This window comes from Bordetella sputigena, from assembly GCF_965137885.1.
GTDB lineage: Bacteria > Pseudomonadota > Gammaproteobacteria > Burkholderiales > Burkholderiaceae_B > Bordetella_C > Bordetella_C sputigena.
This window is the reverse complement of the sequence record NZ_CBCSCA010000025.1, coordinates 1-26,903: the sequence shown is the minus strand read 5'-3', so window position 1 is coordinate 26,903 and position 26,903 is coordinate 1. Positions and strand designations below refer to the sequence as shown.

The 26,903-nt window shown below is 60.2% G+C and carries 21 protein-coding genes and 3 pseudogenes; 12 read left to right on the top strand and 12 right to left on the bottom strand.

Annotated elements, in window-relative coordinates:
• Positions 1 to 265 precede the first annotated feature (265 nt).
• Complete coding sequence (locus tag ACNA0R_RS26745; protein ID WP_415829115.1) at positions 266 to 1,117, top strand: AraC family transcriptional regulator; 852 nt, start codon at positions 266 to 268, stop codon at positions 1,115 to 1,117.
• 47 nt (positions 1,118 to 1,164) lie between these two features.
• On the opposite strand, the gene ACNA0R_RS26740 is transcribed toward ACNA0R_RS26745, so the two are convergent.
• Positions 1,165 to 1,653 carry a Fur family transcriptional regulator gene (locus ACNA0R_RS26740; RefSeq protein WP_415829114.1) on the bottom strand — a complete coding sequence of 163 codons (489 nt, stop codon included), beginning with the start codon at positions 1,651 to 1,653 and terminating at the stop codon, positions 1,165 to 1,167.
• A 226-nt stretch (positions 1,654 to 1,879) separates the two neighbouring features.
• On the opposite strand from ACNA0R_RS26740, the gene ACNA0R_RS26735 reads away from it, so the two are divergent.
• The 3 genes from ACNA0R_RS26735 (at position 1,880) to ACNA0R_RS26725 (ending at position 5,108) form a co-directional block, all read left to right on the top strand.
• Complete coding sequence (locus ACNA0R_RS26735; protein WP_415829113.1) at positions 1,880 to 4,195, top strand: TonB-dependent siderophore receptor; 2,316 nt, start codon at positions 1,880 to 1,882, stop codon at positions 4,193 to 4,195.
• A gap of 114 nt (positions 4,196 to 4,309) precedes the next feature.
• Positions 4,310 to 4,720 carry a hypothetical protein gene (locus tag ACNA0R_RS26730; RefSeq protein ID WP_415829112.1) on the top strand — a complete coding sequence of 137 codons (411 nt, stop codon included), beginning with the start codon at positions 4,310 to 4,312 and terminating at the stop codon, positions 4,718 to 4,720.
• Entirely contained in the window at positions 4,707 to 5,108 is a 402-nt protein-coding gene (locus ACNA0R_RS26725) for a hypothetical protein (protein ID WP_415829111.1), read from the top strand. Before ACNA0R_RS26730 ends, ACNA0R_RS26725 begins: the two co-directional genes overlap by 14 nt.
• A 30-nt stretch (positions 5,109 to 5,138) precedes the next feature.
• Here ACNA0R_RS26725 and ACNA0R_RS26720 read toward each other — a convergent pair whose 3' ends face one another.
• Both ACNA0R_RS26720 and ACNA0R_RS26715 read right to left on the bottom strand, forming a co-directional pair.
• A complete protein-coding gene (locus ACNA0R_RS26720; RefSeq protein WP_415829110.1) occupies positions 5,139 to 6,110 on the bottom strand; it encodes a tripartite tricarboxylate transporter substrate-binding protein in 972 nt (323 codons plus the stop codon).
• 18 nt (positions 6,111 to 6,128) lie between these two features.
• A complete protein-coding gene (locus ACNA0R_RS26715) occupies positions 6,129 to 6,806 on the bottom strand; it encodes a DJ-1/PfpI family protein (protein ID WP_415829109.1) in 678 nt (225 codons plus the stop codon).
• Between the two features lie 11 nt (positions 6,807 to 6,817).
• Here ACNA0R_RS26715 and ACNA0R_RS26710 point away from each other — a divergent pair, with 11 nt between their 5' ends.
• Complete coding sequence (locus ACNA0R_RS26710; RefSeq protein WP_415829108.1) at positions 6,818 to 7,783, top strand: GlxA family transcriptional regulator; 966 nt, start codon at positions 6,818 to 6,820, stop codon at positions 7,781 to 7,783.
• Positions 7,784 to 7,940: 157 nt separating this feature from the next.
• Here ACNA0R_RS26710 and ACNA0R_RS26705 read toward each other — a convergent pair.
• Positions 7,941 to 8,352 (bottom strand): annotated as a pseudogene (locus tag ACNA0R_RS26705) (lipocalin-like domain-containing protein).
• A 274-nt stretch (positions 8,353 to 8,626) separates the two neighbouring features.
• On the opposite strand from ACNA0R_RS26705, the pseudogene ACNA0R_RS26700 reads away from it, so the two are divergent.
• The 3 genes and pseudogenes from ACNA0R_RS26700 to ACNA0R_RS26690 form a co-directional block, all read left to right on the top strand.
• A pseudogene (locus tag ACNA0R_RS26700) lies at positions 8,627 to 8,878 on the top strand (LysR family transcriptional regulator); the annotation flags it as partial.
• Between the two features lie 349 nt (positions 8,879 to 9,227).
• The gene (locus ACNA0R_RS26695) at positions 9,228 to 10,949 is read left to right on the top strand and encodes an Hsp70 family protein (protein ID WP_415829107.1); all 1,722 of its coding nucleotides are present in this window, start codon (positions 9,228 to 9,230) and stop codon (positions 10,947 to 10,949) included.
• A 10-nt stretch (positions 10,950 to 10,959) separates the two neighbouring features.
• Positions 10,960 to 12,480, top strand: coding sequence for a TonB family protein (locus ACNA0R_RS26690; protein WP_415829106.1), 1,521 nt, complete (start codon positions 10,960 to 10,962; stop codon positions 12,478 to 12,480).
• Positions 12,481 to 12,718: 238 nt separating this feature from the next.
• On the opposite strand, the gene ACNA0R_RS26685 is transcribed toward ACNA0R_RS26690, so the two are convergent.
• Positions 12,719 to 13,942, bottom strand: a complete 1,224-nt coding sequence (locus ACNA0R_RS26685; protein ID WP_415829116.1) for a diaminopropionate ammonia-lyase — start codon at positions 13,940 to 13,942, stop codon at positions 12,719 to 12,721.
• A 174-nt stretch (positions 13,943 to 14,116) separates the two neighbouring features.
• Here ACNA0R_RS26685 and ACNA0R_RS26680 point away from each other — a divergent pair, with 174 nt between their 5' ends.
• Entirely contained in the window at positions 14,117 to 14,602 is a 486-nt protein-coding gene (locus tag ACNA0R_RS26680) for an Lrp/AsnC family transcriptional regulator (RefSeq protein WP_415829105.1), read from the top strand.
• A gap of 178 nt (positions 14,603 to 14,780) precedes the next feature.
• Here ACNA0R_RS26680 and ACNA0R_RS26675 read toward each other — a convergent pair whose 3' ends face one another.
• The 7 genes from ACNA0R_RS26675 to ACNA0R_RS26645 are packed head-to-tail and all read right to left on the bottom strand — an operon-like array spanning position 14,781 to position 23,505.
• Positions 14,781 to 15,704: a LysR substrate-binding domain-containing protein gene (locus ACNA0R_RS26675; RefSeq protein ID WP_415829104.1), complete on the bottom strand. Its 924-nt coding sequence runs from the start codon at positions 15,702 to 15,704 to the stop codon at positions 14,781 to 14,783.
• A gap of 44 nt (positions 15,705 to 15,748) precedes the next feature.
• The gene (locus ACNA0R_RS26670) at positions 15,749 to 16,525 is read right to left on the bottom strand and encodes a maleate cis-trans isomerase family protein (RefSeq protein WP_415829103.1); all 777 of its coding nucleotides are present in this window, start codon (positions 16,523 to 16,525) and stop codon (positions 15,749 to 15,751) included.
• Positions 16,526 to 16,541: 16 nt separating this feature from the next.
• Positions 16,542 to 17,507 (bottom strand): Bug family tripartite tricarboxylate transporter substrate binding protein, encoded by a 966-nt coding sequence (locus ACNA0R_RS26665; RefSeq protein WP_415829102.1) that lies wholly within the window; start codon positions 17,505 to 17,507, stop codon positions 16,542 to 16,544.
• Positions 17,508 to 17,549: 42 nt separating this feature from the next.
• Positions 17,550 to 18,740, bottom strand: coding sequence for a cystathionine beta-lyase (gene metC / locus ACNA0R_RS26660; RefSeq protein WP_415829101.1), 1,191 nt, complete (start codon positions 18,738 to 18,740; stop codon positions 17,550 to 17,552).
• 26 nt (positions 18,741 to 18,766) lie between these two features.
• A complete protein-coding gene (locus tag ACNA0R_RS26655) occupies positions 18,767 to 19,756 on the bottom strand; it encodes a Bug family tripartite tricarboxylate transporter substrate binding protein (RefSeq protein ID WP_415829100.1) in 990 nt (329 codons plus the stop codon).
• Positions 19,757 to 19,786: 30 nt separating this feature from the next.
• Entirely contained in the window at positions 19,787 to 21,445 is a 1,659-nt protein-coding gene (locus tag ACNA0R_RS26650) for a hydantoinase B/oxoprolinase family protein (RefSeq protein ID WP_415829099.1), read from the bottom strand.
• Positions 21,442 to 23,505: a hydantoinase/oxoprolinase family protein gene (locus tag ACNA0R_RS26645; RefSeq protein WP_415829098.1), complete on the bottom strand. Its 2,064-nt coding sequence runs from the start codon at positions 23,503 to 23,505 to the stop codon at positions 21,442 to 21,444. The genes ACNA0R_RS26650 and ACNA0R_RS26645 overlap by 4 nt, the downstream gene beginning before the upstream one ends.
• Before the next feature lie 676 nt (positions 23,506 to 24,181).
• Between ACNA0R_RS26645 and ACNA0R_RS26640 the strand changes: the two genes are divergently transcribed.
• From ACNA0R_RS26640 to ACNA0R_RS26630, 3 genes and pseudogenes are all read left to right on the top strand, one after another.
• Entirely contained in the window at positions 24,182 to 25,360 is a 1,179-nt protein-coding gene (locus tag ACNA0R_RS26640) for a M20 aminoacylase family protein (RefSeq protein WP_415829097.1), read from the top strand.
• A 93-nt stretch (positions 25,361 to 25,453) separates the two neighbouring features.
• The gene (locus tag ACNA0R_RS26635) at positions 25,454 to 26,425 is read left to right on the top strand and encodes a Bug family tripartite tricarboxylate transporter substrate binding protein (RefSeq protein ID WP_415829096.1); all 972 of its coding nucleotides are present in this window, start codon (positions 25,454 to 25,456) and stop codon (positions 26,423 to 26,425) included.
• A gap of 189 nt (positions 26,426 to 26,614) precedes the next feature.
• Positions 26,615 to 26,903: pseudogene (locus ACNA0R_RS26630) on the top strand (hypothetical protein); the annotation flags it as partial.

Genomic DNA, 26,903 nt, shown 5'->3' with positions numbered 1-26,903 from the left:
GGAAGCCGGCGCCAGCGTCTACGCCGATCGCGGCATGCGCCTGAGCCTGGGCTACGCCGGCCAGCTCGCGCGCGGCGCCCAGTCGCATGCCATCCAGGCCAACGCCCTCTGGACGTTCTGACCACCGTCACCAAAAGCAGTGTCCCGCCCCCGGGACACTGCCAGGCCCGCGCATTCGGTTGGCTGGACCATCTCGCGAAATTTTTTGATAATATTTTTCAAATAGGCCAACGCCAACCCTTCAAAACAAGGCTCAACACGCACCATGTCCAGCGTCGCCATTACCGATGTGACTGTGCCTACGGACGTCGACAATGTCCCTCGATCCGTTGTCGCCCTGAGCGCCACCTCGGTAACAAAGGACTGGGAGCACGCGAGGCATCAGCACCACAAGGCGCAACTGATCTACTCCGTTCGCGGCATTCTTAACTGCGAAATCGAAGACGGTGTCTGGATCGTGCCGCCGCAGTGCGCTATATGGATACCCGGAGACTTACCCCACGCGGCACGAGGGTCGGGTGAAACGGAATGCTATTGCCTGTTCGTCGAGCCTGACGCCGCACCGGATCTTCCGAAAACCTGCTGCACGATTTCGGTATCGCCATTGCTGCGCGAGCTGCTTCTGAAGGTCGCCAGTTTTCCCGCGTTATACCCGCTGGGAGGACGGGAAGACCGGCTGGTCGCCGCGTTGCTCGACGAGTTGGTGGAGGCCCCGCTGGAAGACCTGCACCTGCCTATGCCGCGCGATCCCCGATTGCGCCGCCTCGCGGAAATGATGCTGGCCGATCCCACGGACAAGACCTCGAAGGCCGATTGGGCCACCCGCATTGGCATGAGCGAGCGCAGCATGAGCCGCCTCCTGGTGCACGAAATTGGAATGAGCTTCGGGCGCTGGCGCCGGCAACTGCACGTGATCCTTGCCCTTCAACGCTTGACCAGGGGTGAAAGCGTGCAGACGGTGGCGTTGGAGCTTGGGTACGAAAACGCCAGTGGGTTCGTCACCATGTTCCGCAAGGCGGTAGGCAAGCCTCCGGCACGATACCTCTCGGATCGCATGAATGGGGTGGAGTCTGCTCCGGCATCCGGCATCATGCTCCCCGTCGAAATCTCGCCCTGATCGGACCTGGCTGTCTTGGCTCGGGACCGCCAACTGTCCTCCATGGCCTACTGCCCTTCGTTGCGGAGTTGCCGACATTTCGCGCATGTCGTGCTGATGGTAAAGACTGGCTCCGCGTCGAGAGCAAACCCCTCCTCGCGAGCCAGCGACCGCAGGTGTTCACGCAACACCAGGTCTTCAATGAAGACCAGCCGCCCGCCACAATGACATCGCAGTGTGTCGTAGCGGGCATTCAGCGCGTCCGGCTTGATGGCATAGAACGCGCGCCCACGTGCGCCTTCCGCGCGAACCAGCAACCCGGCAACCCATAAATCATTCAGTGCCCGGTAGATCGAACCCGGCGTGAGGCTCTCGAATTGCGCGCTAAGGATGCGATAGATCCGGCCGGCATCGAGGCAGCTCGGCATCGCCTTTTCCAAGACGCCCAAGACACTGATCCGAGCAAGCGTCGGTCGCACTTTGCTCGCCACCAAGCGTTGCTCCTGAAACGACATCGGAGATCCGGTGTCGGGAGTGGCTGCAACTGTGCGCTTCATCTCGTGTGTACCTGACGGCAGCTTCTTGCGGCCCAATGATGCGCAGCATACCCGCGTGGACGCCAAACACGATTGCGGAATAGGAACAGATTATTTTTCAGAACGGCCAATCTATGCGAGGAAATGCAATTGGCCTGACTGAATAACAATCTGGCCCAACTTCACCATCGAGCCACCCCCGCCGCATTGTTAAATAACGCATCTAAACGATAATGAGTATTATTTGATGCGCGATCTAACGGGGCCTGGAAAGCCCGATTGGCAAATCGGCATGCGCGCCGCGCGCGCGCTCTATCGTGGGCCGGATGTCCCGTACAAGGGCGCCATCAAGAGCGCTCCCCGTGGCGTGCGGGGCTCGGCCGTCGCGGCGGCAATTCTCTTCAGCGCGCAAAGCGTATTCGCCGCCGAGCCCGCGCGGCCGCAAAACGCAGATGGAGGAAAAACACCCCAAGAGGAGATGACCTTGCCTGCCATTACGGTAACGGGTCAAGCGGATACGGCGACCACCGAAGGTACCGGCTCCTACACCACTGGCGAGACCGCGGCGGCCACGCGGCTGCCGCTATCGCTGCGGGAAACACCGCAGTCGATAACGGTGATCACGCGCCAGCGCATGGACGACCAGCAATTGAACTCGGTGCAGGACGTGCTGGAGAACACCACGGGCGTCTCATCCTACCAATCCGACAGCGAGCGAACGAGTTTCTATTCGCGCGGCTTACTGATCAACAACGTTCAGTATGACGGCATACCTACGGTCCTCGGCGACACCGTCAATGGAAGCGGCATCAGTTCCCTCGATACCGCGTTCTATGACCGTGTCGAGGTCGTGCGAGGCGCCTCCGGCTTGCTGACCGGCACCGGCAATCCCTCGGCCGCCATCAGCCTGGTCCGCAAACGACCGACCCCTGACTTCTCGGCGTCTGCTTCGGTCGGTGCGGGGAGCTGGGATACCCACCGGGAAATGGCTGACATCTCGACGCCGTTGACCGAGGACGGTCGCATCCGCGCGCGCATAGTCGGGACGTACGAGGACGGACACTCGTACCTCGACGGCTACAGGCCGCAGAGGAAGGGGTTCTACGGCATCATTGAGGCAGATCTGACTCCAGACACGACGGTGAGCCTGGGCTATGAGTACCAGGACATCACGCCCAAGGGCACCACTTGGGGCGGCTTGCCGCTGTGGTTCAGCGACGGCACGCAAGCAGATTATTCGCGCTCCAAGACCTACGCGCAGGACTGGAGTCATTCGGACACCACGCTGAAGACGGCTTTTGCCGAGATCGAGCACCGCTTTCACAACGGCTGGAACGTCCGGGCCATCGCCAACCAGTACCGCACCGACTTTGACGCGGAACTGCTCGGCCTGGTGGGCAATCCCGATCGCGCCACGGGATTGGGCACTTATCCCTACGGGGCCTATCCGGTGGCACTCGCATCCCAAGCGCGCAGCCGGCAAAACACCTTCGACGTGATGGCGAGCGGCCCTTTCGAGCTGCTGGGCCGCCAGCACGACCTGGTGATGGGAGCGACGAGTTCGCGCCGCACGGCCAGCCAGGAGGATGTCCCGCCTTTCTATCCAGGTTTTACGCCGGTCAATATCTATACCTTGAGTCCAGCCTATCCCCGGCCTGACTTCGATGCCATGAATTGGATACCGACCCGCACCCGGATAAAGCAGAGCGGTGTCTACAGCGCAGCCCGGTTTTCGCTGGCCGAACCCCTGAAGCTCATTGTCGGCGGCCGCTTCACCAACTATGAAATCGACGAGGACGCCAACGGCAACCCGTTGCACTACAAGAAGAGCAGCGAATTCACGCCGTACGCCGGCTTGGTCTACGACATCAACAAGACTTACTCGGCCTACATCAGCTACACGGGCATCTTCAACCCGCAGACCGACTATCGGGATAGCAAGGGCAACGTGCTCACGCCTTCGAAGGGAAAAACCAAGGAAGTCGGCCTCAAGGGCGCTTACATGGACGGGCGTCTGAATGCGTCGATGGCCTTATTCGAGACCGAGCTGGACAACGCGGCCCAGATGGTCGCCGGAACCTATACGCCAGCCGGCGCCCAAGCCTACGAAAGCGCCGACGGGACGAAGTCTCGCGGGATCGAGCTGGATCTGCAGGGCGAGCTGGCGCGCGGCTGGAATATCTACGCAGGTATCGCGCACTTTACGGCCAGCGATAGCGATGGCGTTCGCCTGAACTCCCAAATTCCGCGTACCGCCGCCCAACTTTTCACCACCTACCAGTTGCCGGGAACGTGGCACAAGTTGACCGTGGGCGGCGGCATCAAATGGCAAAGCCGCATCTACGAGGCGCCCAACACCGGCACGAGCACGCGGGGTGGGGAGCAGAGCCCATATGGACTGGTGTCGCTACTGGCACGCTACGCCATCTCGAAGCAGACGAACGTGGCGGTCAACGTCAACAACTTGTTTGATAAGAAGTACGCGCTCCAGAAGGGCGACTTTGACACCGTGGGTTATGGCGCGCCGCGCAACGTGATGGTGACACTGAACTATAGATATTGATTTGCTCGCAGGCGAACGCTGCACCCGCGGGAAATCCACCGATACACAGCCATTGATTATCGCGAGGCTCCAATGCCCCTTCAGCCCTCCCTACTCCCCGCCCAAGACCTGGCCATGACCAATCCGAACAAGGTCGCCTTGTTCTGGTTGACGACAGCCGCTGGCGCCGTGCTTTTTGTCACCTTCCAGTTGTTCTTTTACGTAAACGACTTCGCGAGAGCGAAGGGAGCGACACCGATTACGTTTGAGCCCGGAATACTGTGGGTGTTTTCCGCGTTCTATGGTTCTTGGATCGTTACGGTGCTACTCGCGCTGACCGGCACCCGTAAGACTCAGCGGGCTGCGCTGGTCCTTGGCAGTCTGCTCGTCGTCCTGAATACCCTCGGCGGAATCTCCGACGGGTTGCGCGACGGCTGGCACATTGCCTTTTCGGCAGTGTTCTTCATTGCGTTGCCCGGCGTGTTCGCCATCGCGGCCACCTGGCGTCGCATCAACAACAAAGGAAACAACCATGTCGATGAATAGTTCCGACTTCCCCTTGGTCTGGATGAATCTTACGCAAGAACCCGGACATGACCAGCAGAAGGACTTCGACGAATTCGAAGCACTTTTGCAGCGCGGGGAGCCCTTCGTTCTCTTGACCGATACCGCGCCCGCCGAAGACCATGAGCACTCGCCGGAAGAAAAGAAACGCACCGCGCTTTGGATGAAAAAGCACAAGGTCGAATTGCGAAGGCTGGTTCTGGCGACGGTCCTGGTCGAGCCCAACTCAGCCAAACGTCTGAGCTTCAAGGCCTTCGCGGTCGTTTTCGCCAAGTTCTGGGGCTACCCTTTGCTTCTTGCTCAGTCGCGCGAGCAGGCGGTGGAAATGGCGAGAGAACTGCTGTCAATGGACGCGAAGTCATCTGATTGATGGCCACTCCCACTGGGGAGCGTTCTTGGGTCAATTGCCTGGCTCCTGGATAACAGAGCCCCACCTCTTGATTTCGGCTTCAAGGAAATCCCGGTGACCTTCCGGAGCGAGCCGTTCATCCGTGATGACCTTAAGGCCCGCATCCGCCTGTTCCTTGCGGAACTCAGGGTCCTTAACCACGGTTCGGAGTGCCTCTGAAATTTTCCGGACTACGGAATCCGGTGTTTTGGCCGGAGCGTAAAGTCCATACCAGACTGTCAATGGCGCAACGGGAATGCCGAAATCCTGCATCGTTGGCGTGGTTGCCAGGGCAGTGCCAATCAGCGGCTGGGGCACGGTAACAGCAATCGCCTTGACCTTTCCTGCCTGTACTTGAGGAATGGCATTGGCAGTCAAATCACACATCAGATCGACCTGACCACTTAGAAGATCGATCATGGCTGGACCCGTCCCCCGATACGGAACCATGGTGATATGTTTTTTCAGTCCCGACTGCAATAGCGAACTACAAAGGAACGAGGCCGAGCCTGTTCCTGCATTGGCCATACTGACCTGGGCCTGACTCGCCATCCAACGCAGGAAGTCATCTTTGTTGTCTACAGGAATCCCAGGCCGGGCTATCAGTACGAGCGGAGACTCGACGAAAATGCCCAGGGGGGTAAAGTCTCCCAGAGGGTTGAAGTCCAGCTTGCGCTCGAGCGATGGCGCCGTCGCCATATGGATGTGGTCCAGGAATAGCATGTACCCATCCGGCGCGGCGTGCTTGGCGCTTACCGCGCCGATGTTGCCGCCCGCGCCGCCCCGGTTGAGAATTACGATCGGCTGGTTAAGCTGGAGGTTGAGCTTGGCCGCGAGTTGACGCGCAAGCCGATCCATAGGGCCGCCCGCCGCGTAGGGAACGATCAGCGTGATCGGATGATCCGGAAAAGCCGCACGGGCGGCGCCTGGCGCAAGGATGAAGAACGTGAGCGCCGCGGCAAACCCTCTGATCAAGAATCTCATGATGTGCGCCGTCATCGCTCAGACGTCCAGTGCTTGCGCAGCGTGGGCTACGGCTCGCGCACGAATAGCGTGGCGCTTGCGGGTGGCATCCAGGCAGCGCTGGACGATATGGTCGGGAGACGTGCGTGGCGTGCCGCCGGCGAATGGCGGCTCCGGGTCATATTCGATCTGCAATTGGATTTGTCGCGCGGCATCGTCGCCGAGGATCATGGCAACGACCTTGATGGCCATATCGATGCCGGAAGTCACACCACCGGAAGTGAAGATATTGCCATCCACGCACATGCGCGATTCATCCGGAATGGCGCCAAATGCACTCAAGAACTCTCGTGCCTGCCAGTGGCAGGCCGCGCGCCTGCCACGAAGCAACCCGGCTGCTCCCAGCAGAAGCGAACCGGTGCAGATACCGAAGATGAACTTGGCCTGCGCGGCCTGGCGTGCAGTGAAATCTACCCAGCGTTGGTCTACCAAGGCGTCGTCGGTCCCCGGCCCGCCGGGAACGACCAGCAGATCGCAGGGCTTGGCGTTGTCGAACGTTGCGGTAGGAAGCATGGTCAAGCCACGGTCGGATCGGACTGGCTCCATTGATGGCGAGACCAAATCGATTTCGAAGCCCGGGGCACGAGCCAGAACTTCGTACGGACCTGTCAAATCGAGTTGAGTGAGTGCGGGAAAGAGCAGAAAATTGACTCGCATAGAGAAACCCCTTGAAAGTCTCCAAGGTAGAGGTCTTCGTGAATGAACTTGCGCCAAAAGCAGCGGGAATTGCGCCAATTCACATTGGCTTTCTCGTTTTCCCTGGCTTTCAACCGATTGATCTGAGTGGTCCTTGGCAGGCATTTACGACAGCCAATGATGAACTCGGATACCAGCGCTATCACCTGTCCAGCTTTGGTCCCGAAACGCCCGCGCGGACCACTGACGGGGGCTTACGCCTGCTGGTCGACCACACCCTGGACGCAGCAATTGAATTTCGCCTTCATACGCTGATCGTCCCTGGAGGGGACGGTGTACATCGCGCCGCTCAAGACCCTGCCATCCTGCAATGGTTGCGTGCCTGCGACCTGACCACTGTTCGAACCTGCAGCGTCTGCACGGGCGCATTTCTACTCGCGTCTGCGGGCTTTCTGGACGGACGGCCCGTCACGACGCATTGGCGCAACGCCGACCGGCTTCGCCAGGCGTTTCCGAATCTGGACGTTGTCGATGAACATATCTTTTGCGAAAGCGGAAAATACTGGACGACCGCCGGCGTCACCGCCGGTATTGACCTGGCACTGACATTGATCGAACACGATTGCGGCATTGCGCTTGCCCAGCGTGTTGCCCGACGCCTGGTGGTCTATTTGAGGCGAAGTGGCGACCAGCGGCAGTACAGCCAGACCCTGCGCATTCAAGACCGTGCCAGCGCGCCATTTCGGGACCTCATCGCCAGCATGGAAAAGAACCTGGCTGCGCCATGGGCCGTTGATGACATGGCTGACCGGTGCAATATGTCGCGCCGGACGTTCCAGCGCAGATTCAAGCAGCACTTCGGCGTCCCGCCCCAGGAACTGCTGAAGACGTTGAGACAAGAGAATGCCAGGCTTCTGATGGCAAGCGGCAAATTGACCAGGAAGGATCTTGCGCGGCAAGTGGGTTTGCCAGTCACCGAACTCGCCAACTTGATGTAGGAATCGGCATGGGCGCGTCCGGCCAATCGTTGCGGCCGCAGATTTGGCCACTTTGCGCAGATGCTTAGCCAGCGCGACCTCGACGCGACCGGGATCGATCGCCCGAGCGATCCGCGCGTTCTCCGGCCGCACCAACCCACCATGCGGCCAGTGAGCCTTAATTCACACGGCGCCAGATCGAGATCGGCACGTCGCCATTCGGCCGCGCGGCCACCTTGTAGCTCAGGGTACCGTCTTTCAGTTCATAGATACGCTTCTGCTCCTCCCCTTCCCAATTAGGGAAGGATGCGTTCTGGATGTGGAAGACCAGCGTGCCCTTGGCGGGGTCGACACTGATGGTACCGAAGTGGGTGCTCGATCCCATGACGGCCTCCTTGCATTCAGCCGGCGTGGCGGCGGACTTGTCCAGCGATGCAAAGCGCTGGCGCTCCGACTTGAAAATCTGCAGGGAATAGCGCCCCTGCTTATCCACGATCAACAACCCCCTTCGGCGCGTTTCCGTAGTCACGGCCTCTCGATCCGTCGGGATGCAGGACATCGGCCGCGACAAGCGTCCAGGTGCCCGCCATGGGCGACGCGACCGCCGGCGTCTTCGCCAGGGCAACCGCCGACGACAACGACGCCGTCATGAACAATGCCGCGGCGGCACCAAACTTGAATGAGGAAGGATGATGCATTTCTTCTCCAGATTACGAATAAGGGCTGCCGAGAGTCGCCTTGTGTCGAGGGCCGACGACTCGGGCATCGGGCGCAGCGTTCGTCACACTGCACCTCTGGATGATAGGTATGCGACGCCCTCGTGGGTGCGATAATCCGACACCCTCGCTTCAGGAAAACCGCATCATGCTTCTACCGAATCTTGATATGGATGCGTTACGCACTTTCCTCACCGCGCAACAGGTGGGAAGCCTGATCCGTGCCGCCGAGCAGGTCGGCCGCTCTCAGTCAGCCGTCAGCCAGCAGATGCGCAAACTGGAAGTGCAAGTCGGACAGCCGCTGTTTCGCCGTCAGGGACGAGGCTTGACGCTGACGGACGCTGGCGAGCAGGTTCTTTTGTATGCGCGCCGCATTCTTGAACTGAATGATCAAGCGATCCTCGCATAAGTGCGCCGCGCGTTCGCTGAACCCGGAGGGTGATAAGGCCTTTAGGAACTGTTCTTGTGCCAATTGCCGCGTGATCTGCGGTGCGTAACTGACTATCTCTTCATGGCTCGCGGACCTTGTTGAACCGTTGGTGATGTCGACGGACCGGATCTCCCGCCCATGCGTCAATGTCCTTGAACAGGTGCCGGTGTATCGCCTGCAAGTCCCCGTGCTGTACATGCTGGCTCGAATGGTTCCGCGTTGTTTATAAGCAGCAGATGGCGGCGGCACGCGCTGCATTCCTCTACCGTCGCGCTATAGTTTCAATACACTAAATTTATATCAATAAGAAACAGAAGCGATGATAGTCGGTATCGATCTGGGTACGACCCATAGCCTGATCGCCTGCTGGAAAGACGGCGTGCCGCATCTCATTCCAAACTCGCTGGGCGATGTGCTGACGCCCTCGTGCGTCAGCCTGGACGAAGACGGCTCCATCCTTGTGGGCCGTGCCGCGCGCGAACGTCTGCAAAGCCATCCCGACCGCAGCGTGGCCGTGTTCAAGCGCCACATGGGCGGCAATAAGGAATTCAGGCTGGGACCGCGCACCTTCCGGCCGGAGGAACTGTCCGCCCTGGTACTGCGGGCATTAAAGGACGACGCGGAAGCTGCCACGGGACAGGCGGTGACCGAGGCCGTGATATCGGTACCCGCATATTTTTCCGACGGCCAGCGCAAGGCCACCCGCACCGCCGCTCAGCTGGCCGGCCTACATGTGGAGCGCCTGGTCAACGAACCGACGGCGGCCGCCCTGGCCTATGGCCTGCATCAACGCGGCGGCGAATCGCGGTTCCTGGTGTTCGATCTGGGCGGCGGCACCTTCGATGTCTCCATCCTGGAATTGTTCGAAGGCGTCATGGAAGTGCGGGCCACCGCGGGCGACAACTTCCTGGGCGGCGAGGATTTCTCCAACGAAATCCTCCACTGGTTTTTCCAGGCGGGCGGGCTGCCCGACAAGGCACGGCGCGATATGCGCTTCATGCAGCACCTGGCGGCGCGGGCCGAAGCCGTCAAGCGCGCATTGAGCACGGAGCCGCAGGCCGAGCTGGCCGTCAGCTGGCAAGGACGCGACTATTCCGCCTCGCTGTCCGAGGATCACTACCGGCGCCTTTGCGAACCGCTGCTAGCGCGGCTGCGCGTGCCGCTGGAGCGCGCGTTGCGCGACGCGGGCTTGCGCGCCGCCGATGTGCAGGAAGTCGTCCTGGCCGGTGGCGCCACCCGCGCCCCCATGATCCGCAACCTGGTGACACGCATGTTCGGGCGCTTTCCATCCGCGCATTTCAACCCGGACGAGGTCGTCGCGATGGGGGCGGCCGTCATGGCGGGCCTGAAAGCGCGTGACGAGACCTTGCGAGAAGTCGTCATGACCGATGTCTGCCCATATTCCCTGGGCGTGGAAGCGAACCGCGACCTGCCCAGCGGCGAAAAGGCGCACGGGCAGTTCATTCCCATCATCGAGCGCAATACCGTGGTGCCGGTCAGCCGCGTGCATGGTTTCTCGCCAGCGAACGATGGCCAGCAGGTTTTGGAACTGCGGATCTTCCAGGGCGAATCGCGGCTGGCCCGCGACAATATCGAAATCGGCAAGCTCTCGGTGCCGCTGGAAGGCGGCTCGCGCGCGGATGGCGCGGTGGAAGTGCGTTTCACCTACGATGTGAACGGGCTGCTGGAGGTCGAGGTCACGCGGCTGAAAACGCAGCAGGTCTACCGCCTGGTGATCCGCAACAACGACACCGACCTGACCGAGCAGCAGATCGAAGCACGTTTCCAGGCCCTGGCGGAGCTGAAGGTCCATCCTCGCGACAAGCTGGAAAACCGCACGCTCGTCGCGGAAGCGGAACGCATCCATGAATTCCTGCGGGGCGAAAGCCGTGAACGCATGGCAGCCGAAATCGGGGAGTTCGAGGCGGTACTGGCGCGCCAGAACGAACGCCTGATCGAGCCCGCGCGCGAGCGCCTGCGGCGCGCGATCGAGCACTTCGAGCGCGCCGGCATCTTCGAAGGCGGCACCGAACCGTCCTGAGGAAACCGACATGTTCGATGTGCTGGGGATTGCCCCGACCGCCGACACGCGTGCCATCCGCCGCGCCTATGCCGTGGCCCTGAAACAGATTGACCAGCAGGTCCAGCGGGACGCGTTCGAACGGCTGCGCGAGGCTTACGAATCGGCGCTGAAGTGGGCGGAAAGGCAGGCAAAGGTGGCCGGCGAATTGGGCGCCTCCGGCGCCGGGGCGGGCAACTCAGACCCCGATGCCGATACGGCGCCGTCCGCACTCCAAGCCGTACCGGTCGACTTCACCCTGCGGCAATCCATGCCCGCCATGGTGCTGCGCGACGCCGCGCCGGACGCAAGCCGGAACGCTCTGCGTCGGCGCGCCAAGGCGGTTGACCATTGGGTCGCCGAGTTGATGCACGCGCCGGCGCAAACCATCCCGGAACAATGGCGGCGCGCCTTGGCGGACCCGGACTTGCAGCATCTGGAGGCGACCGCCGCGTTTTCCGAGGCCTTGCTGCGCGCGTTGGCCGCGAATCCGGAATGCAAAATGGCCTTGTACCGCGAGGCTGCCGCGCGCTTCGACTGGACCCAGATCGCGCCTGGCGACGAAGACAAGCCCGAGCGGCAATGGCTGCAACAGGTCATCTACGAAGGCGGCATCCTGCCCAGGCAGACCCCACGCGTGCGCAAGGCCCACGAGCGCGCCATCGCGGAAATGCTGCGTACCGTGGAACCCAGCCGGCGGCAGGCTCGCAAATTCGGCCCATACGTGAATACGCTGTGCGTGCGCATGCAGTCCTGGTTGACGCTTCAGGTGCCGCGCGGGGTGCAGCGCAGCTGGCTGCGGGTGATCGGAGAGACGCCGCGCTACGGTATCGGGACGTCGATACGCAAGGGCTTGGGATGGGCCTGGGTGCTGCTCGTCGGCTGCAACCTGGTTTATCACTTGTTCACGCAGGACGATCCGCGCAGCAACCGCCCCTCACTGCCCCCGCCTGCGTCCGGCTATGCCACCTCCTCCGCACTTCAGCCCTACAGCGAAAAGCCGAATCTGGCATTCAGCAGGAAAGACCTTTTGTTGGAAACCGCGATTCCGATGCCGCGCTTGGATTCCAGCGCAGGCGCCGGTGCGCCGATGGAACCCCAAGTCGGAACGGGGCCGCAGTTCACATCGAATCCCGGGCACGCCTCCGGCACCAGGCCAGGATCGAAGGATTCTTCGGCCGGCGCCATCGCACCTGCGCCGGATGGCCTGGCTCATTACATCCTGGACGTTCCGGGCGCCGTGGGGAAATCGCCAGGCCGCTTGCAGCTCGCCGTTCCGGCGCCGGTCTATCCGGCGACCGCTCGAAGCAAGGGGCAGCAAGGCAAAGCCAGCATCCGCGTGTTCATCAACCACGAAAAGAAGCTGATCGCCACGCTGGCACTCTCGTCCGGCAACGCCGATCTGGACCAGGCGGCGCTGGAGGCGGCGCGCGCCACACGAATCACGGGCGACGCGCCGCCCGCGACGGGGATCAGCGCGGTGCTGCCGTTTTCATTCGAACTGAAACGCTAGCATTCCACGGCTCCGCCCTTAGCGGCTCTTGCAGTGCGGCGGGGACAACGGTGGGGGGATAGCCGAGCAAACGGCACAATAATGTCGTGCCGGCTCCCTCTGACGTGGTTCGAGGCAATGCCTACCGCAGTTGAACGGATGCTCGTGTTTATCTCCATATAGCCTTTCAGCCCATTGTCGGGGCGAGCCGCACCAGAGCCAGAGTACTATCCCCCGGCTCAAGCCATGAACGGGTAATTTAGGGTTGGCGAGCGGCCCAGGCGGCCTGACGCTTCTGCACTGACTCGGCCGATTCTCCGACCAAATTTGTATAGACCTGGGGTGCCGTCGCGCCTTCGGTGTTGATAATCATCACGCAAGATTGCGCATCGAGTCCGACTTGTGCTGACAGGGCAGGATTACTGCGCAGCGCCCGCAATGCAGCAAGACCGGCAACACCGGACTCGCCCGCGACGACGGGAATATCCTGATCGCTGCCCTTGGCCAGGATGCGCATCGCCTCGACGGCCTGGTCGTCCTCAATCGTCATGAAGTGATCGACGGTTGGTTCGAGGAACTTCCACGCCAGTGGCGAGGTTTCGCCGCAGGCCAACCCGGCCATCACCGAATCAACCGAGCCGCTAGCTCTGGCCGCACGTCCTTGGATTGCACTTTGCAGCAGGCAGTCCGCTTGGGCTGGCTCCACCACGACGAAGTGCGGGCGGTGCTCGCCCTGGTACTCCCAAAGATAGCTCACCAGTCCAGCGGCCATGCCGCCGACGCCGGCTTGTAGAAAGACATGGGTGAAAGCACCAACCGCCCCCTGCTGCGCGCGAGTTTGCTCCACAATCTCGGCGGCAATGGTGCCATAGCCTTGCATCACGTCGCGCGGAATATCCTCGTAACCCTCATACGACGTATCCGACACCACCTGCCAGCGATTGGCGGCGGCCAGGCGGGCGGCCTCTTCGACGGATTCGTCGTAGTTGCCCTTGATGCGCACGATCTGCGCGCCATAGACCGCGATGGCCTGCTCACGCTCCGCACCCACATTGGCATGCAGCACGATCACACAACGACAGCCCGCATCTCTCGCGGCGGCGGCGAGGCCACGGCCATGATTGCCGTCGGTGGCGCTGATCACGGTGTAGTCCCGAAGTTGCCGCGCATAGCGGCCCGTGAGTATCGAGGCCGGATCAAACTCAGGGTGCAGGCGCAAGATCTGGCGAACCAGTGCGACGGGCGCCCCCAGGGCCTTGAAGCTGCCGAGAGGCGAGCGCACGGATTCGTCCTTCACGCTGAACCGGGCAATGCCCAGTTTCTGCGCAATGCCGGGCAGGTCGTACAGAGGAGTGGCTCCGCGGGCAATGCCATCCCACGCACTGAGCCAGCGGCGGCTTTCCTCAGCGCGTTCAATGCTCATGATCGAATGAAGCGCGGAAGGATACGTACCACGCGCTGCGCCAGGGTTGGGAAACGGCAGCGCGCCTGCTTTTTTGCCTGATACGAGAGCGGGGATGAGCATGCGGTCTCCTGTGGAAAGTGGTGGCCAGAGCAACGAAATAATATTTCTCACAAACCGCGATTGCTTATTAAACTTCAGCAGAAAAATTGAATCTTTTCTCTATCTACCACCGATTTCTTACCAGCATTGCACATGGCGACCAAGATCGATAAATACGACCGCATGCTGCTAGCAGCCATCCAGGACGATGCGCGCTTGCCCCAGAGCGAGCTGGGCGAGCGAGCCAGCCTGTCCACCGCGGCGGTGAACCGTCGCCTCAAGCAACTCGCCACGGACGGCGTCATCGAGCGGTACACCGCCTGCATCAACCCCAAGGCCGTTGGGTGCGGCCTGACCATCGTGGTCGAGGTCAAGGCGGAAAGTGAACGCGCCGATCTCCTGGATGAGATGCGGAAGGGCTTTAAAGCCTGCGACCGGATTCAGCAGTGCTACTACGTGACCGGCGACTGCGACTTCGTGCTGATCTTCCTCGTGCAGGACATGGATCAGTACGTCGAACTGACTCGCCGTCTCTTCCACGCGAACAACAACGTTAAATCGTTCAAGACCCTGGTCGTCATGGATCGGATCAAAACGGGGATGAATGTCCCCATCGCGATGACGGATGGGCGCGCTTGAGCTGTCGCTACCGCGAAAGATTCAGGGTTTTCCCCGGACCCTGGGCAGCCCTTGAATTGCGACACGGTCCTGGGCGCCACGAACCCTGCACAGCGGCGCGAGACGGCAGATCTCTTGCACGGTCGCCGGCTCGCACCATCAACACGGCAACCGTGATCGACCTTGATTGGCAATGAAGTCAGGCCGTCTTGTAGATCGAACGAAGCGATCGATAGCTCTCTGAAGCCGCCTCCTTCAACCACTTGCGGAACAACATTACGCGTGGCAGATCAGCGTCCGAAGCTCGATGAAAATGCAGGAAGTGCGCGCCAATCACAATAGGCTGACACTCCACCGGTATGCACAACTCACCGGATTTCAACGCATGCTCAACGTAAAGGATATTCGCGAGTGCGACGCCGTAGCCGGATATGGCTGCTTGGATCGCGGCATTGTCACTGTCGAAGCGAACCGCTCGCCCCCAGGCCAATTCTTCGATTCCATTCAGCGAAGCCCAGCGCTTCCAGTCGCGACCGGTGTATTCGTTGAGCAAGAGCCGTTGCTGCACCAACTCTTCCAGCGTCCAACGCCGATGAGGGTCGAGGACGCCGGGCCGGCACACGGGAACCATGGCCTCGTCCACGATCTTCATCAACCGAGAATCATCGCCGACCGGATAATCGAAAAGGTACACGATGCTCGCGTCGAAATTATCAGCTCCGATGCTGCCAACTGTCTGGACGGAACCGGTCTGCAACGATACGCGAACATCTGGCGCAAACGCTTCGAAATCCGAAAGTCGTTCGAGTAACCAGCCCATCGCAAAGCTCGTTGTCGATTCCAGCCGCAACGTTTGCTTTTGCTCCGTGAGCTCATAGACTGTTCGCGACAGCTCGACGAACATATCCCGGCATACGACAAAAAGCCGATCACCCGCATCCGTCAGCTCAACCTTCCGATCGCCCCGACGGAAGAGCTGGACGCCTAGATAATCCTCCAACGTCCTGATCTGCCTGCTTACAGCGCCTTCGGTGACACACAGCTCAACCGCGGCACGACGAAAGCTCCCCAGGCGCGCAGCCGCCTCAAAGTTCCGCAACGGATTCAGTGGAGGTATATTCATTCAAAATCGGTTTCTTCGCATGCGGTGTCTCCGCGCCGGCTTATTTAAGCATGAAAGAAGCTGGGGCCCTCGCCGCGGCACGGCAAGGAAAATAAGCGGCCGAAATTGGACGAAGGAGATTCGAGGCCGAGCAATCCCGCGCACGACCAGTAGGTCGCCTGATTGCTCGTGATCACTGGCTTTTGCAGGCGATCCTCGAGTGCCTCGATCACGCCGAGCGTCGCAAGATTGGTGCAGGACAGGAAGATTGCATCGGCGTCCGGCCTATCGACGCTACAACCCAGCCGATACACCGCCGCTTCGGAGATCTTGCCGATCGCCCGTCGCCTTTCACAGTTCTCCGGTACGTCAATGGATTCGAGCGCAACAACGTCGAAGCCGCTGCCAATCAAGAACTCGCGTTCGTGAGTATTCAATATGGTGTTATAGGGGGTGCCTACCGCGACCCGTCGCACACCCATCGCACGAAGTGCCGCCACCACCGCGCCTGACGTCGTGATCGTTGGCGCCCGCGCGATGTCGGTCAAATGACTGCATATATCTTGTCCTGGGCAGATGATCGACCCCGTCGTGCAGCCGTACGCCAGTACATCGACTTCCGCGGTTTCCAGTTGCTGCGCGGCGAGATCCAACCGTTCCTCCATGCGCTGGAATGCTCCTTCGTCCGATGGCCCTTCCGCGAGCACGCGGGCGGTGTGGATCGACACACCTTCCGCGGCAAGCCTCCAGAATTCCGGCTCGTTGACGGTATTCGTGGACGGAACAATGAGACCTATCCGAGCTTTCCAACCGTATGGACTCCAACCTGTGGCGATAGCCATCGTGCCTTCCCTTTGCTTAATCGACCTTGGCGCCAGATTGACGAACGATCTTTCCCCATTTCTCGGATTCATCACGCAGAAACTGATTGGTATCTACCGACGTTCCAACAGGTAACGATGCCATTGCCTTGAGCCGTTCCTTGACAGCCGGATCGGAAAGCGAATCGTCAACGGCCTTGGCGAGACGACCAACGACATTCGCCGGGGTCCCCTTTGGAGCAAGGAACATGACCCAACTCGAAAAGTCGAAGTCGGGAAGACCCGCCGTTTGCGCAATCGAGGGGAGTGTGGGAGCCAATGGCCATGGCTTGGCCGTTGAAACACCCATGATCCTGACCCGGTTGTCCAGCCCCGCTGAATCCATGAACGACGGCAAACCGTCGACGGCCACGTCGACGTCTCCGCGCAACAGTCCAAGCAATGTCGTGGACCCGCCCTTGTACGGGACATGCGTCATCTTTGCACCAGACTGCGCGATGAAGCTGGCCATGATGAGATGGCCGGAGGTGCCAATCCCAGCCGAACCGTAGTTGATCTCGTTGGGCTTTTCTTTAGACAACGCAATGAGCTGTTTGACGTCGCGTACCGGGACGCGTGGACTCACCGCCATGACCTGCGGATACTGCGCGATGACCCGGATCGGTACAAAGTCCTTGACCGCGTCGTAGCCGGCATTGGCGTACAGAAAGGGATTTACAACGAAAGAGACACCGGCGACCAGTAATGTGTAACCGTCAGCATTGGCTTGCTTGACGACGACGGTGCCGACGTTCCCCCCAGCGCCTGGTCGATTCTCGACCACAATCGCATTGCCCAGCTTCTCCGCGGCCTTGGCCGCAACCACTCGACTGATGTTGTCCACCGGGCCGCCAGATCCGAATGGCACGATCAGTCGAATCGGTTTTGTCGGGAACGATTCTTCCGCCCCCGCGGCATGCGCGACTAACGCAAGGAAAAATATCAAAACGATCCGCTTCATCATTGTAATTTCCCCAATAGTTTTTTTTGAACCTGACTGTCCGGACTACTTCGTCGAGAAAGCCTCCGTGACACCGCTGAGCGCCTGCTGCAAATCTTCGAGCAAGTCTTCGACCCCCTCCAACCCTACGTGGATCCGAATCAAATGGTCGGCCCGCACGGTGCGGGCGACCGCGGCCCCTAGGCTATCGGTGCTGTAGATGGCCACCAGACTGTGGATTCCGCCCCAACTGGCGCCGATATAGAACAGCTTCAGCTTATTGACGAACCGACAGGCATCGTCGAAGCCGGCGTCCTTCAATGTGAACGACATGAGTCCGGTCGATCCCGAGAAGTCGCGCGACCAGAGTGCGTGCCCGGGGTCGGTCGGCAGTCCAGGGAACAGAACACGATCCACCGCGGGTTGTTCATCGAGCCACTTGGCAACCTGCAGCGCGCTATTCTCGTGGCGCGCCAACCGGACCATCATCGTTCCCAATCCGCGCATCACCTCCACACAGTCATCCGGCGATACGTGGCTTCCCATCAAATCGGCCGTCGTGCGAAGTGCCTCGTACTTATCGCGGCCGTTCACGCAAACCGCACCCATCAACAGGTCAGAGTGGCCGGCGACATACTTCGTGAGGGCCTGCACGGAATAGTCGACGCCGTGGCCAAGCGCGTCGAAATAGATCGGCGTTGCCCAGGTATTGTCGATCGCCGTCGCGATACGATGACGGCGCGCCACCGACACGATCGCCGGGACGTCCTGTATTTCCATCGTGAGCGAGCCGGGCGACTCCAACCAAATCAGACGCGTGTCCGGTTCGATCAACGCCTCGATTCCTGATGCGATCAGGGGATCGTAGATAGTGACCTTCACGCCGAAACGTTCCAGCAGCGCCGATGCGTTCTTCTGCGTAGGTCCATACGCCGACCTTGGAATAAGGACGTGATCACCCGTCTTGAGCACCGTTTGATTGACCAGATGGATCGCACCGAGTCCGGATGGCGACAGTACACAATGATCCGCCTTTTCGATCTCGGCCAGCCTTCGAGCCAGCGCATAATAGGTCGGCGTGCCCGCCAGACCGTAGGTATAGCCGTCAAAGAAGCCGGCGCCGCGACTCAAGAATGCCTCCGCGGTGTCGAACACAATGGTCGACCCCCGAAACGTCGGCCGCACGAGAGACTGGAAACCTTCTGGCACTTCTACGTCGTCTCGCACGACCAGCGTTGAATAATCTTTTGAAGTCATCTTTTGTCCCGTATCGCCGGCATTCTTCAATCCAGCTTGATATTCATCTCTTTGATCAATTTGGCGTACATATCACGCTGCCCCTTCATGTACTCGTCCAGCTCTTTGACTGGATACGCCTTGAGCCGGTATCCCTGCGCCAGCATCGCCTTCTGGAAGTCCGGATCCTTCGAGATATCGGCGATCTCTCGATTCACGCGCTCCACGATCGGTGCTGGCGTGTGCGCCGGGGCGTACAACACGTACCAGAGCGGAATCTTGAAATTCGGAAAACCCAGCTCTGCCATGGTCGGAACATCGGGAAAGAGCTCGTAGCGCCGGTCATCCACGATCGCCAGCAGGTTCAGCTTGCCGGCCTTCGCCGAGGGAAACACGATGGATTCGAACATCATCTGGATGTTCCCCGACAGTAGATCGGGCATCGCATCGGCGTTGCTCCGGTAGGGAACGTGCGCGAGCTGAATTCCAGCCTGCCGGGCAAACAACTCACCTCTGATATGCGACGTCGTTCCGTAACCGGCCGACGAATAATGCAGAGTGCCGGGCGCCTTCTTCGCCTTCTCTATCAGTTCGGGTAGCGTCTTGACGCCGATTCCTGGCGTTACCGCCAGTCCGGAGATGACATCTCCCAGATAGGCGACGGGCGTCAGATCCGTATCGGGGTTGTAGGGCAAATGGCGCAGTCGCGGGAGTATGAATAAACCTCCGGCCGCGCCGATCAGGAACGTGTATCCATCGGCAGCCGCGGCGGCAACATGCGCGGTGCCTATGGCCGCTCCGGCGCCGCTGCGGTTCTCCACAATGACTGATTGTCCTAGCCGCTTCGCCAATCTTTCAGCAATCGGCCGGACCAGCACGTCGGCGGACCCTCCTGGGGAAAAAGGTGAGACGATGACAATGGGCTTCTCCGGATAACCTGCCGCGACCCCGGAGGCCGGTGCGGCGAGGGAGGCGACTGCAAGCACCCCCATCGCCAGACATTGAATCGTTATGCCACGCACTGCACGACTGAACATTTGACTTACCCCTTGTGAATATTTGATTGTTTAAGCGCCCGTACGGGTCACTTTCCGGTTCCGCAGATCTTCGTCGCGGGCCTCGGTTGTGCGAAGCGTTGGCCGACCGAATCCGCCACCTCCGGCGGTCTCGATCGCCAGGCGGTCGCCTTGATTCAGGATGATCATGCACTTCGACTCGAGGGATTCGATCGTCCCGTCTTTCCTGTACAACGTCGCCTTGGCGGATCTGCCGTCTTCACCACCCTGCGAACCCCTGGCTTGAGTATGATGCCGCTCCCCCCGATAGGACACGCGCACACCATCGACGAGCGATTCGTACTCGCGTATGACGCCCAGGCCCCCGCGATACTCGCCGTCGCCGCCGGAGTCCGAGCGCAGGCGGAAGCAGTTGATCCGTATCGGTGCGTCGAGCATCAACGCCTCGATAGGTTGATTCATACTGTTGCTGCCGTCGGTCTGTATGCAGTCAACACCGTCGGACGCGGCACCGGCGCCGGCTCCGGCTGCAATCAGCTCGCCGAGCATGAACGAGGATTTATCCGGGCGCTGCCCACCAAAAGTGATCGCAGTCAGTACATTCCCGGGAGCCGCTGGCACCCTGTCCGGCAATACGTCCGCGAAAGCACTCACGATGCTCGCGCACAAACGCTTGATCGTGACCAATCTCGCATTCACGGCGGCTGGCGCGACGGGATTGACGATGGAACCGACCGGCAAATGCAGCGAAATAGGTCGAAAACATCCCCCATTGGTGGGAATGTCCGCACCCGTGAGAACTCGGGTTGCATAATTGGCCGCCGCATGAGCACCAGCGGGCACGCAATTCACCGGGCCTTTCACCTGAGCGCTGCAGCCCGAGAAATCGTAGTGAATGCTGTCGCCTTTGACTGTCACGGCGACGGAGATGGGAATCCGTCGATCCAGATCCACGCCATCGTTATCCAGCGCATCTTCGAAGGTGAATGTTCCTTGTGGCAACTTGGATATCGCCGCTCGGGTCATACGCTCAGACCGGTCCAGCAGCTCGCGGATGACCTCCAGAAGCAGATCGACGTCGTATTTCTCCGCCAAGCTGACCAGACGACGGGTAGCAATCGTGCAAGCCGACAACTGGGCGCGAATGTCGCCCAGAAACGCCTCCGGGTTACGGCTATTCTGGAACAGGATCTTATGCAGCGTCTCGTTCAATTCGCCGGCCTCCATCAACTTCAATGGGGGTATCCGAAGGCCCTCCTGGAAGACGTCTGTCGCGTTGCTGGGGAGCGAGCCCGGTGACATTCCACCGACATCCTGATGGTGCACGGTCGTGACGCAGATCGCGAGCGCAACTGAACCGATGAATACCGGCATCGCGACCGTGATGTCCGGCAAATGCGAACCGCCGCAATACGGATCGTTGAGGATCAACGCATCGCCAGGCTTGAGCGTGTCTACCGGAAAAGCGCTCAGCAAAGAAGTGAGCGCGGGTGTCATCGTCCCCAGGTGGACGGGAATCGCTGTCGCTTGAGACAAGGTCTCGCCGCCCACGGTGAAAAGCGCAGCAGAGCAGTCCATTCCTTCTTTGACAAGCGGCGAGAACGCGCACTGCAACAGAGTTGATTGCATTTCGTTCGCAATGCTGTGGAGCTTATTGCGAATCACTTCAAGAAGGATGGGGTCTTGACTAGAGAGGTTGGTCTCTTTCATTTGTTCGTATCCTTGCGCGCGATCAGCAAACCGTTGGCGGCGGCTTCCGCCGCCCAACCCGGATCAATCAGAATCGTGGTATCGACCTGCTCCACGATCGCCGGTCCCTGGATGACCTGACCGGGCTTCAGGTCGGTGCGGTCGTAGAGGTCTGCCTCCACGAATCCCTGTGTATGCCCAGACAGAATCTTTCGCTTCTTGGTTTTCCGCGCATGAGGAGGCGTTTGCGGCGAGCCCTCAACGGTTCGAACCTGGCTCGCGCCGGAGCCTCGCTGCACGTTTCGCAAATTAACGATCCGAATCGGCGCATCCGTCTGATGGCCGAACTGACGCTCATAGGCGTCGAAGAAATCATTCTGAATGCGAGCCATCACGTCGTCTCGATCCGGGAAGATCGGAATCTCGATGTAGTGAGACTGTCCGCGATAGCACACGTCCGCGAAGTACAACACTTCGAGCGTTTGCTCGTTCACGTTCTCCGCCGCCATCAGCCGATCGCACGCCTCGCGAAGTTCGCTGCAGCGGGCTCTCACATCGGCGGCCGACACGCTGGTGAAGTCGCGAATATACGAGCCGGACACCTCATGCTCGACTGGCGCCGACATCAGGCCAGCCGCCGAGAGCACGCCGGGAGATTGCGGGAACACAATCGTCGAAATATCGAGCTCCGTCGCCAAGGCCGTAGCGTGCAGCGACCCCGCGCCTCCAAACGGGACGAGGGCGAACGTACGCGGGTCGATCCCACGCGAGATAGACACCAGACGTATGCCTTCCGCCATCTGCACATTGGCAATCCTGTGGATGCCCAGCGCGGCTTGCTCGACCGACATCCCCAAGGGTCTCGCCAGGTTGGCGTCAATCGCCTCCCGCGCTTTCTCCACGTCCAGCCTCAAGGTCCCGCCCGCAAAGTACTCCGGATCCAAAAGCCCTAGAACTACCGAGGCATCGGTCACGGTCGGCTGCTGGCCGCCGCGGCCATAGCAAGCGGGGCCGGGCTCTGCCCCGGCGGAAGTTGGCCCTACTTTCAACGTGCCACCCGCATCAATCCAGGCGACGCTGCCACCCCCCGCCCCGACCGCGTTCACGTCGATCATGGGGACCCTGATCTTGTACCCATCCACATATCCCTGGGCACTGATGCCGGGCTGGCCGTTCATGATCAGTGCGATGTCAGAGCTCGTCCCTCCGATATCCACCGTAATGATGTCCGGGAAACCGGCGGACTGGCCCACTTCACTCGCGCCCATGACGCCGGCGGCTGGGCCCGACAGAAAAAGGCGAACCGGCCTTTGGCGCGCAATATTGGCGGAGCAAGTTCCACCGCGGGACTGCATGATTTGCATCTCGTTTGTGACGCCCAGCTCTTTGAGCCGCGCGCCCATCGATCCGAGATAGTGGTCAATGACCGGCTTGACGTAGGCATCGAAGGCCGTCACACATGTGCGCTCGTACTCGCGAAACGTCGGGTCCACTTCACTGGAGAGCGATACGGCGATGTTGGGATACTCCTCCGCGATGTACCGCGCCGCTTGGACTTCATTCGCGTCATTCAGGAACGAGAATAAAAAGCAGATCGCTATGGAATCCACACCCTGCTCAACCAGGGAATCGACTGCTGTACTCAAGGAGCCGATATCGAGCGGAATCTCCACCTGGCCGCTCGAATTCACGCGTTCCACCACACCGATGCGACGTGCACCCGGCGCGAGGAACACCGGGGTCTGCGGTTGATGCACCAACTCGTATAAATTCGTGCGACTCTGCCGGCCGATTTCGAGTACGTCTTCGAATCCAACCGTAGTAAGGATTCCCAAACGAGCGCCGCGCCGCTCGAGTACGGCATTGGTGGCCACAGTGGTCCCGTGGATAAAGCTGCAGACACGGGTCGATTCGATGCCCCAGCCGGGTAACAGTGAATCGAAAATTTGAGAGATTACCGCCCTCGGATCCTTGCGGGAGGAGGGAATTTTGGCAATGCGGAATAGACCCTCGTCCCCCGTCACGACGACGTCTGTGAATGTCCCGCCCATGTCTACAGCGACGGTTATGTCTCTATTCATTGATCGCTTCCAGTTGACACCATTGACTCGATGGATTGAAGTCTAGGTGCACCGCGAAGCATGGCTCAACGCATCTTTTTGCCACCCATACAATACTTTTTATCAAGCGCGTGCGCGGCGCCCCAAGTTGGGGCCAAACCGCAGCAATGCGGTGCAAGCCTCGATGTTGAATCCGGGAAAACCCCGAAGCGCTAATAAAGCGAAGCGCCGCTGAACCTTCCACTTAACCAGTGTTGGCTCGTTTCGCCACTCGGGGGCCGAGGCGCTCATGCCGATCGAAAACTCTGAGGCGCCCTCACAGAGAGCGCCTGCCAGATATCGATCAACCTGTATGCCGAGCTCCGCGGCCTCGTCTTCCAATGCTTGGCCTCACTCCTGATATACGAAGCAAAGAGTGGCTCCAACGGGTCGCTGATGCCCCCCCCGCCCACCTTCAGAGGCCGGTCGGCGGCAAGGTCTACGAGGACTCAGATCGGCGATAACTCAAAATGCACGAGTGATAACTAAGAAGACATCAACTCGCCCACTCTTGGACGAATAATGAAACGATCACTGATCAAGACGACGCTGACCTGAATTCCAGAAGACCTCCGGCCGGCTGATTCCGGGGAAACTATGAATCGCCGACTAGAAACAGAACGCGGCATGGCACGTGTCACGCGCATGTGAATAGGCAATGATCGAATTAGGCAATCTGGACGATATTGTGGCGCTGCGCCACGATCTGCACGCGCATCCCGAGACCGCTTACGAGGAGTATCGGACCGCCGGTATCGTGGCTGAGAACTTGAGATCCTGGGGCATCGAGGTGCACACCGGCATCGCCAAAACAGGCCTGGTCGGTGTGCTCAGACGCGGAAGCGCCTCGCGCGCCATCATGCTCCGTGCCGATATGGATGCCCTGCCCATGCAGGAAGACAACACGTTCGCGCACCGCTCGACTCATCCAGGGAAGATGCATGGCTGCGGCCATGATGGACATACCGCCATGTTGCTGGCTGCGGCGCGCCATCTGGCGCGGTCCGGGGGCTTCGACGGCACGGTGTATTTTCTGTTCCAGCCTGCGGAAGAAAATGGGGGAGCCGGTGCCCGCGCGATGATGCGGGAAGGTCTTTTCGAACGTTTCCCGACGGACGCGGTATTCGGCATTCACAACTGGCCTGGCATGTCCGAGGGGCACGTCGGCGTATGTCCAGGCCCGCTGATGGCCGCCGCAAATGCCTTCAAGATTACGATCACGGGCCGTGGTGGGCACGCCGCGGCGCCACACCACTGCGCCGACCCTGTGCCGCCGCTGTTTGCCGTGGGCCAGGCTATCCAGACTATTCTCACCCGCAGCAAAAACCCGATAGATGCCGCGGTGATTTCGATCACGCAGGTCCAGGCAGGCGGGAGTGTCGCCAACATCATTCCCGGTAGCGCCTGGCTTGGCGGAGCAGTCCGCGCCTACGGACCGGCCGTCGTCGATCTGATCGAGCGCCGGCTCAACGAGATGGCTACCGCGATCGCCCAGGCTCACGATTGCCGTGCCGACGTGCACTTCGAGCGACGTTACCCGGCCGTCATCAATGCCGAGAACGAGACCGAATTCGTTCTGAACGTGATGCGCGAGGTGGTCGGTGAGCACAAGACGCACATCATCGAGCCCGTGATGGTAGCCGAAGATTTTTCTTTCTATCTGCAGAAGAAACCAGGGTGCTATTTTTTTCTGGGTGCTGGTGATGGCGAACATCGCGATGCAGGTCACGGCTTGGGACCGTGCGCGCTTCACAACGGCAGCTACGACTTTAACGATCGTGTCATTCCCGTTGGGGTGTCGCTATGGATTCGTTTGGTGCAGCGTTTCCTGGCGTAGTTTCACCAGGCCGAGCGCCATGGCCGCACACGGCCAGCGCGCTACCTTTGCTTTATCAACAGGCTCGACCACTCGACTAACCGAGGAGAAATTATGACTTGGGGGAAGCTCGCCGCCGCACTGGCCATGACGGCTTACGCAACCATGCCCACACACGTGCACGCACAGGCCGCATGGCCGACAAAACCGGTGACCGTGGTTGTACCGTTCACCGCGGGTGGCACGACCGACTTGATCGGACGCAATCTCAGCGACGCCCTCCGATCATCTGGCGTGACGGTCATCGTCGAGAACAAACCTGGCGCGGGGACCAGCCTTGGCTTGGAGTACGTCACGCGCGCCAAGCCGGATGGCACGACGTTGCTTATGACCTCGTCCAGTTCGCTCACCATTTATCCGAATCTGGCCAAGACATCCTATGATCCTTTGACCGACTTTACGCCGATCGCCAGCATCGCCGTCAGTCCCGTAGCAATTGCCGCCACCCCGGCGCGCAAGATCGATACCTTCAAGGCCTTAACCACCTTCGCAAAGACCAACCCAGGAAAGCTGACCTTTGCCGTTCCCGGCCTTGGATCTGTCGGACACCTCGCCATGGCAGATGTCAGTAAGCAGGCTGGAATCGAGATGTTACTTGTGCCCTATCGCGGCAGCAGCCAAGCGTTGTCCGATAGTCTGGGAGGCAACGTCGATCTGCTGGTCACCAACGTCGATGTCATGTTGCCACACGTCAAGAGCGGCGCGCTCAAACCCCTGGCAGTGTTGACGCCGAAACGCTGGGAAGCATGGCCGGACGTACCGTCAGCCGCCGAGCTTGGTATGCCCACAATCAACTACGCGTCGAACTTTGGCGTGTACGTGCCGGCGGGCACACCGCCAGAGCTGGTGCAAGCCATTCGGGTCGCCGTTGAGAACGCGGTGGCCAGCCCGCGCTACAAGGAAATGCTGGCGAACAATTATCTTCAGCCTGGAACAGGCAGCGGTGACGAACTCCGCGAGCAGCTCAAAACTGAGTATTACAACAACCGCCGCCTGATTACCGCTGAAAACATTCGCCTGCAATGACGCGCGACAGGCCGCTGCATCGAAGCGAGATCAGGAAAGCTGTTGAACGTTTCAACTTTTCTGCCCAAGGAACAGCCCATGACCCGGAACGCATACGTAGGCGTACTGCGATGATTTCGACGATCGCGGCGGCGCCACGGATGTGCTCGCGCGAGTTTCAGCGGAGTACCTTTGAAAGGAGTTAGAGTAATGACAAAGCAAACGATCTATGCCAACGCCTCCCTCATCGACAGCGTGACCGAAGGCGTGCGCCGCAATGTCGCGGTTGTTGTCGAAGACGGGCGTATCGTCAACATCGTTGAAGGCGCCGGTACGTCCGCTGGATCGACCGACGCCGAGGTCGTCGATGTGAAGGGCGCGTACCTTATGCCTGGTCTGTGGGACGTTCACGTGCACCCGGACTACCTGCCCCTCACCGTGATGCCCCTGACCGAACAGATGACACTGTTCGGTTTTAAACTGCGCCAGGCGCTGTTTG

Bases quoted from the DNA above. Each gene is read 5' to 3' on its own strand.
- ACNA0R_RS26655 (WP_415829100.1), bottom strand. From the start codon at position 19,756: ATGTTCAGTCGTGCAGTGCGTGGCATAACGATTCAATGTCTGGCGATG.
- ACNA0R_RS26680 (WP_415829105.1), top strand. From the start codon at position 14,117: ATGGCGACCAAGATCGATAAATACGACCGCATGCTGCTAGCAGCCATC.
- ACNA0R_RS26745 (WP_415829115.1), top strand. From the start codon at position 266: ATGTCCAGCGTCGCCATTACCGATGTGACTGTGCCTACGGACGTCGAC.
- ACNA0R_RS26645 (WP_415829098.1), bottom strand. From the start codon at position 23,505: ATGAATAGAGACATAACCGTCGCTGTAGACATGGGCGGGACATTCACA.
- ACNA0R_RS26730 (WP_415829112.1), top strand. From the start codon at position 4,310: ATGACCAATCCGAACAAGGTCGCCTTGTTCTGGTTGACGACAGCCGCT.
- ACNA0R_RS26670 (WP_415829103.1), bottom strand. From the start codon at position 16,525: ATGGCTATCGCCACAGGTTGGAGTCCATACGGTTGGAAAGCTCGGATA.
- ACNA0R_RS26640 (WP_415829097.1), top strand. From the start codon at position 24,182: ATGATCGAATTAGGCAATCTGGACGATATTGTGGCGCTGCGCCACGAT.
- ACNA0R_RS26740 (WP_415829114.1), bottom strand. From the start codon at position 1,653: ATGAAGCGCACAGTTGCAGCCACTCCCGACACCGGATCTCCGATGTCG.
- ACNA0R_RS26695 (WP_415829107.1), top strand. From the start codon at position 9,228: ATGATAGTCGGTATCGATCTGGGTACGACCCATAGCCTGATCGCCTGC.
- ACNA0R_RS26720 (WP_415829110.1), bottom strand. From the start codon at position 6,110: ATGAGATTCTTGATCAGAGGGTTTGCCGCGGCGCTCACGTTCTTCATC.
- ACNA0R_RS26650 (WP_415829099.1), bottom strand. From the start codon at position 21,445: ATGAAAGAGACCAACCTCTCTAGTCAAGACCCCATCCTTCTTGAAGTG.
- ACNA0R_RS26635 (WP_415829096.1), top strand. From the start codon at position 25,454: ATGACTTGGGGGAAGCTCGCCGCCGCACTGGCCATGACGGCTTACGCA.
- ACNA0R_RS26725 (WP_415829111.1), top strand. From the start codon at position 4,707: ATGTCGATGAATAGTTCCGACTTCCCCTTGGTCTGGATGAATCTTACG.
- metC (WP_415829101.1), bottom strand. From the start codon at position 18,740: ATGACTTCAAAAGATTATTCAACGCTGGTCGTGCGAGACGACGTAGAA.
- ACNA0R_RS26665 (WP_415829102.1), bottom strand. From the start codon at position 17,507: ATGATGAAGCGGATCGTTTTGATATTTTTCCTTGCGTTAGTCGCGCAT.
- ACNA0R_RS26675 (WP_415829104.1), bottom strand. From the start codon at position 15,704: ATGAATATACCTCCACTGAATCCGTTGCGGAACTTTGAGGCGGCTGCG.
- ACNA0R_RS26690 (WP_415829106.1), top strand. From the start codon at position 10,960: ATGTTCGATGTGCTGGGGATTGCCCCGACCGCCGACACGCGTGCCATC.
- ACNA0R_RS26735 (WP_415829113.1), top strand. From the start codon at position 1,880: ATGCGCGATCTAACGGGGCCTGGAAAGCCCGATTGGCAAATCGGCATG.
- ACNA0R_RS26715 (WP_415829109.1), bottom strand. From the start codon at position 6,806: ATGCGAGTCAATTTTCTGCTCTTTCCCGCACTCACTCAACTCGATTTG.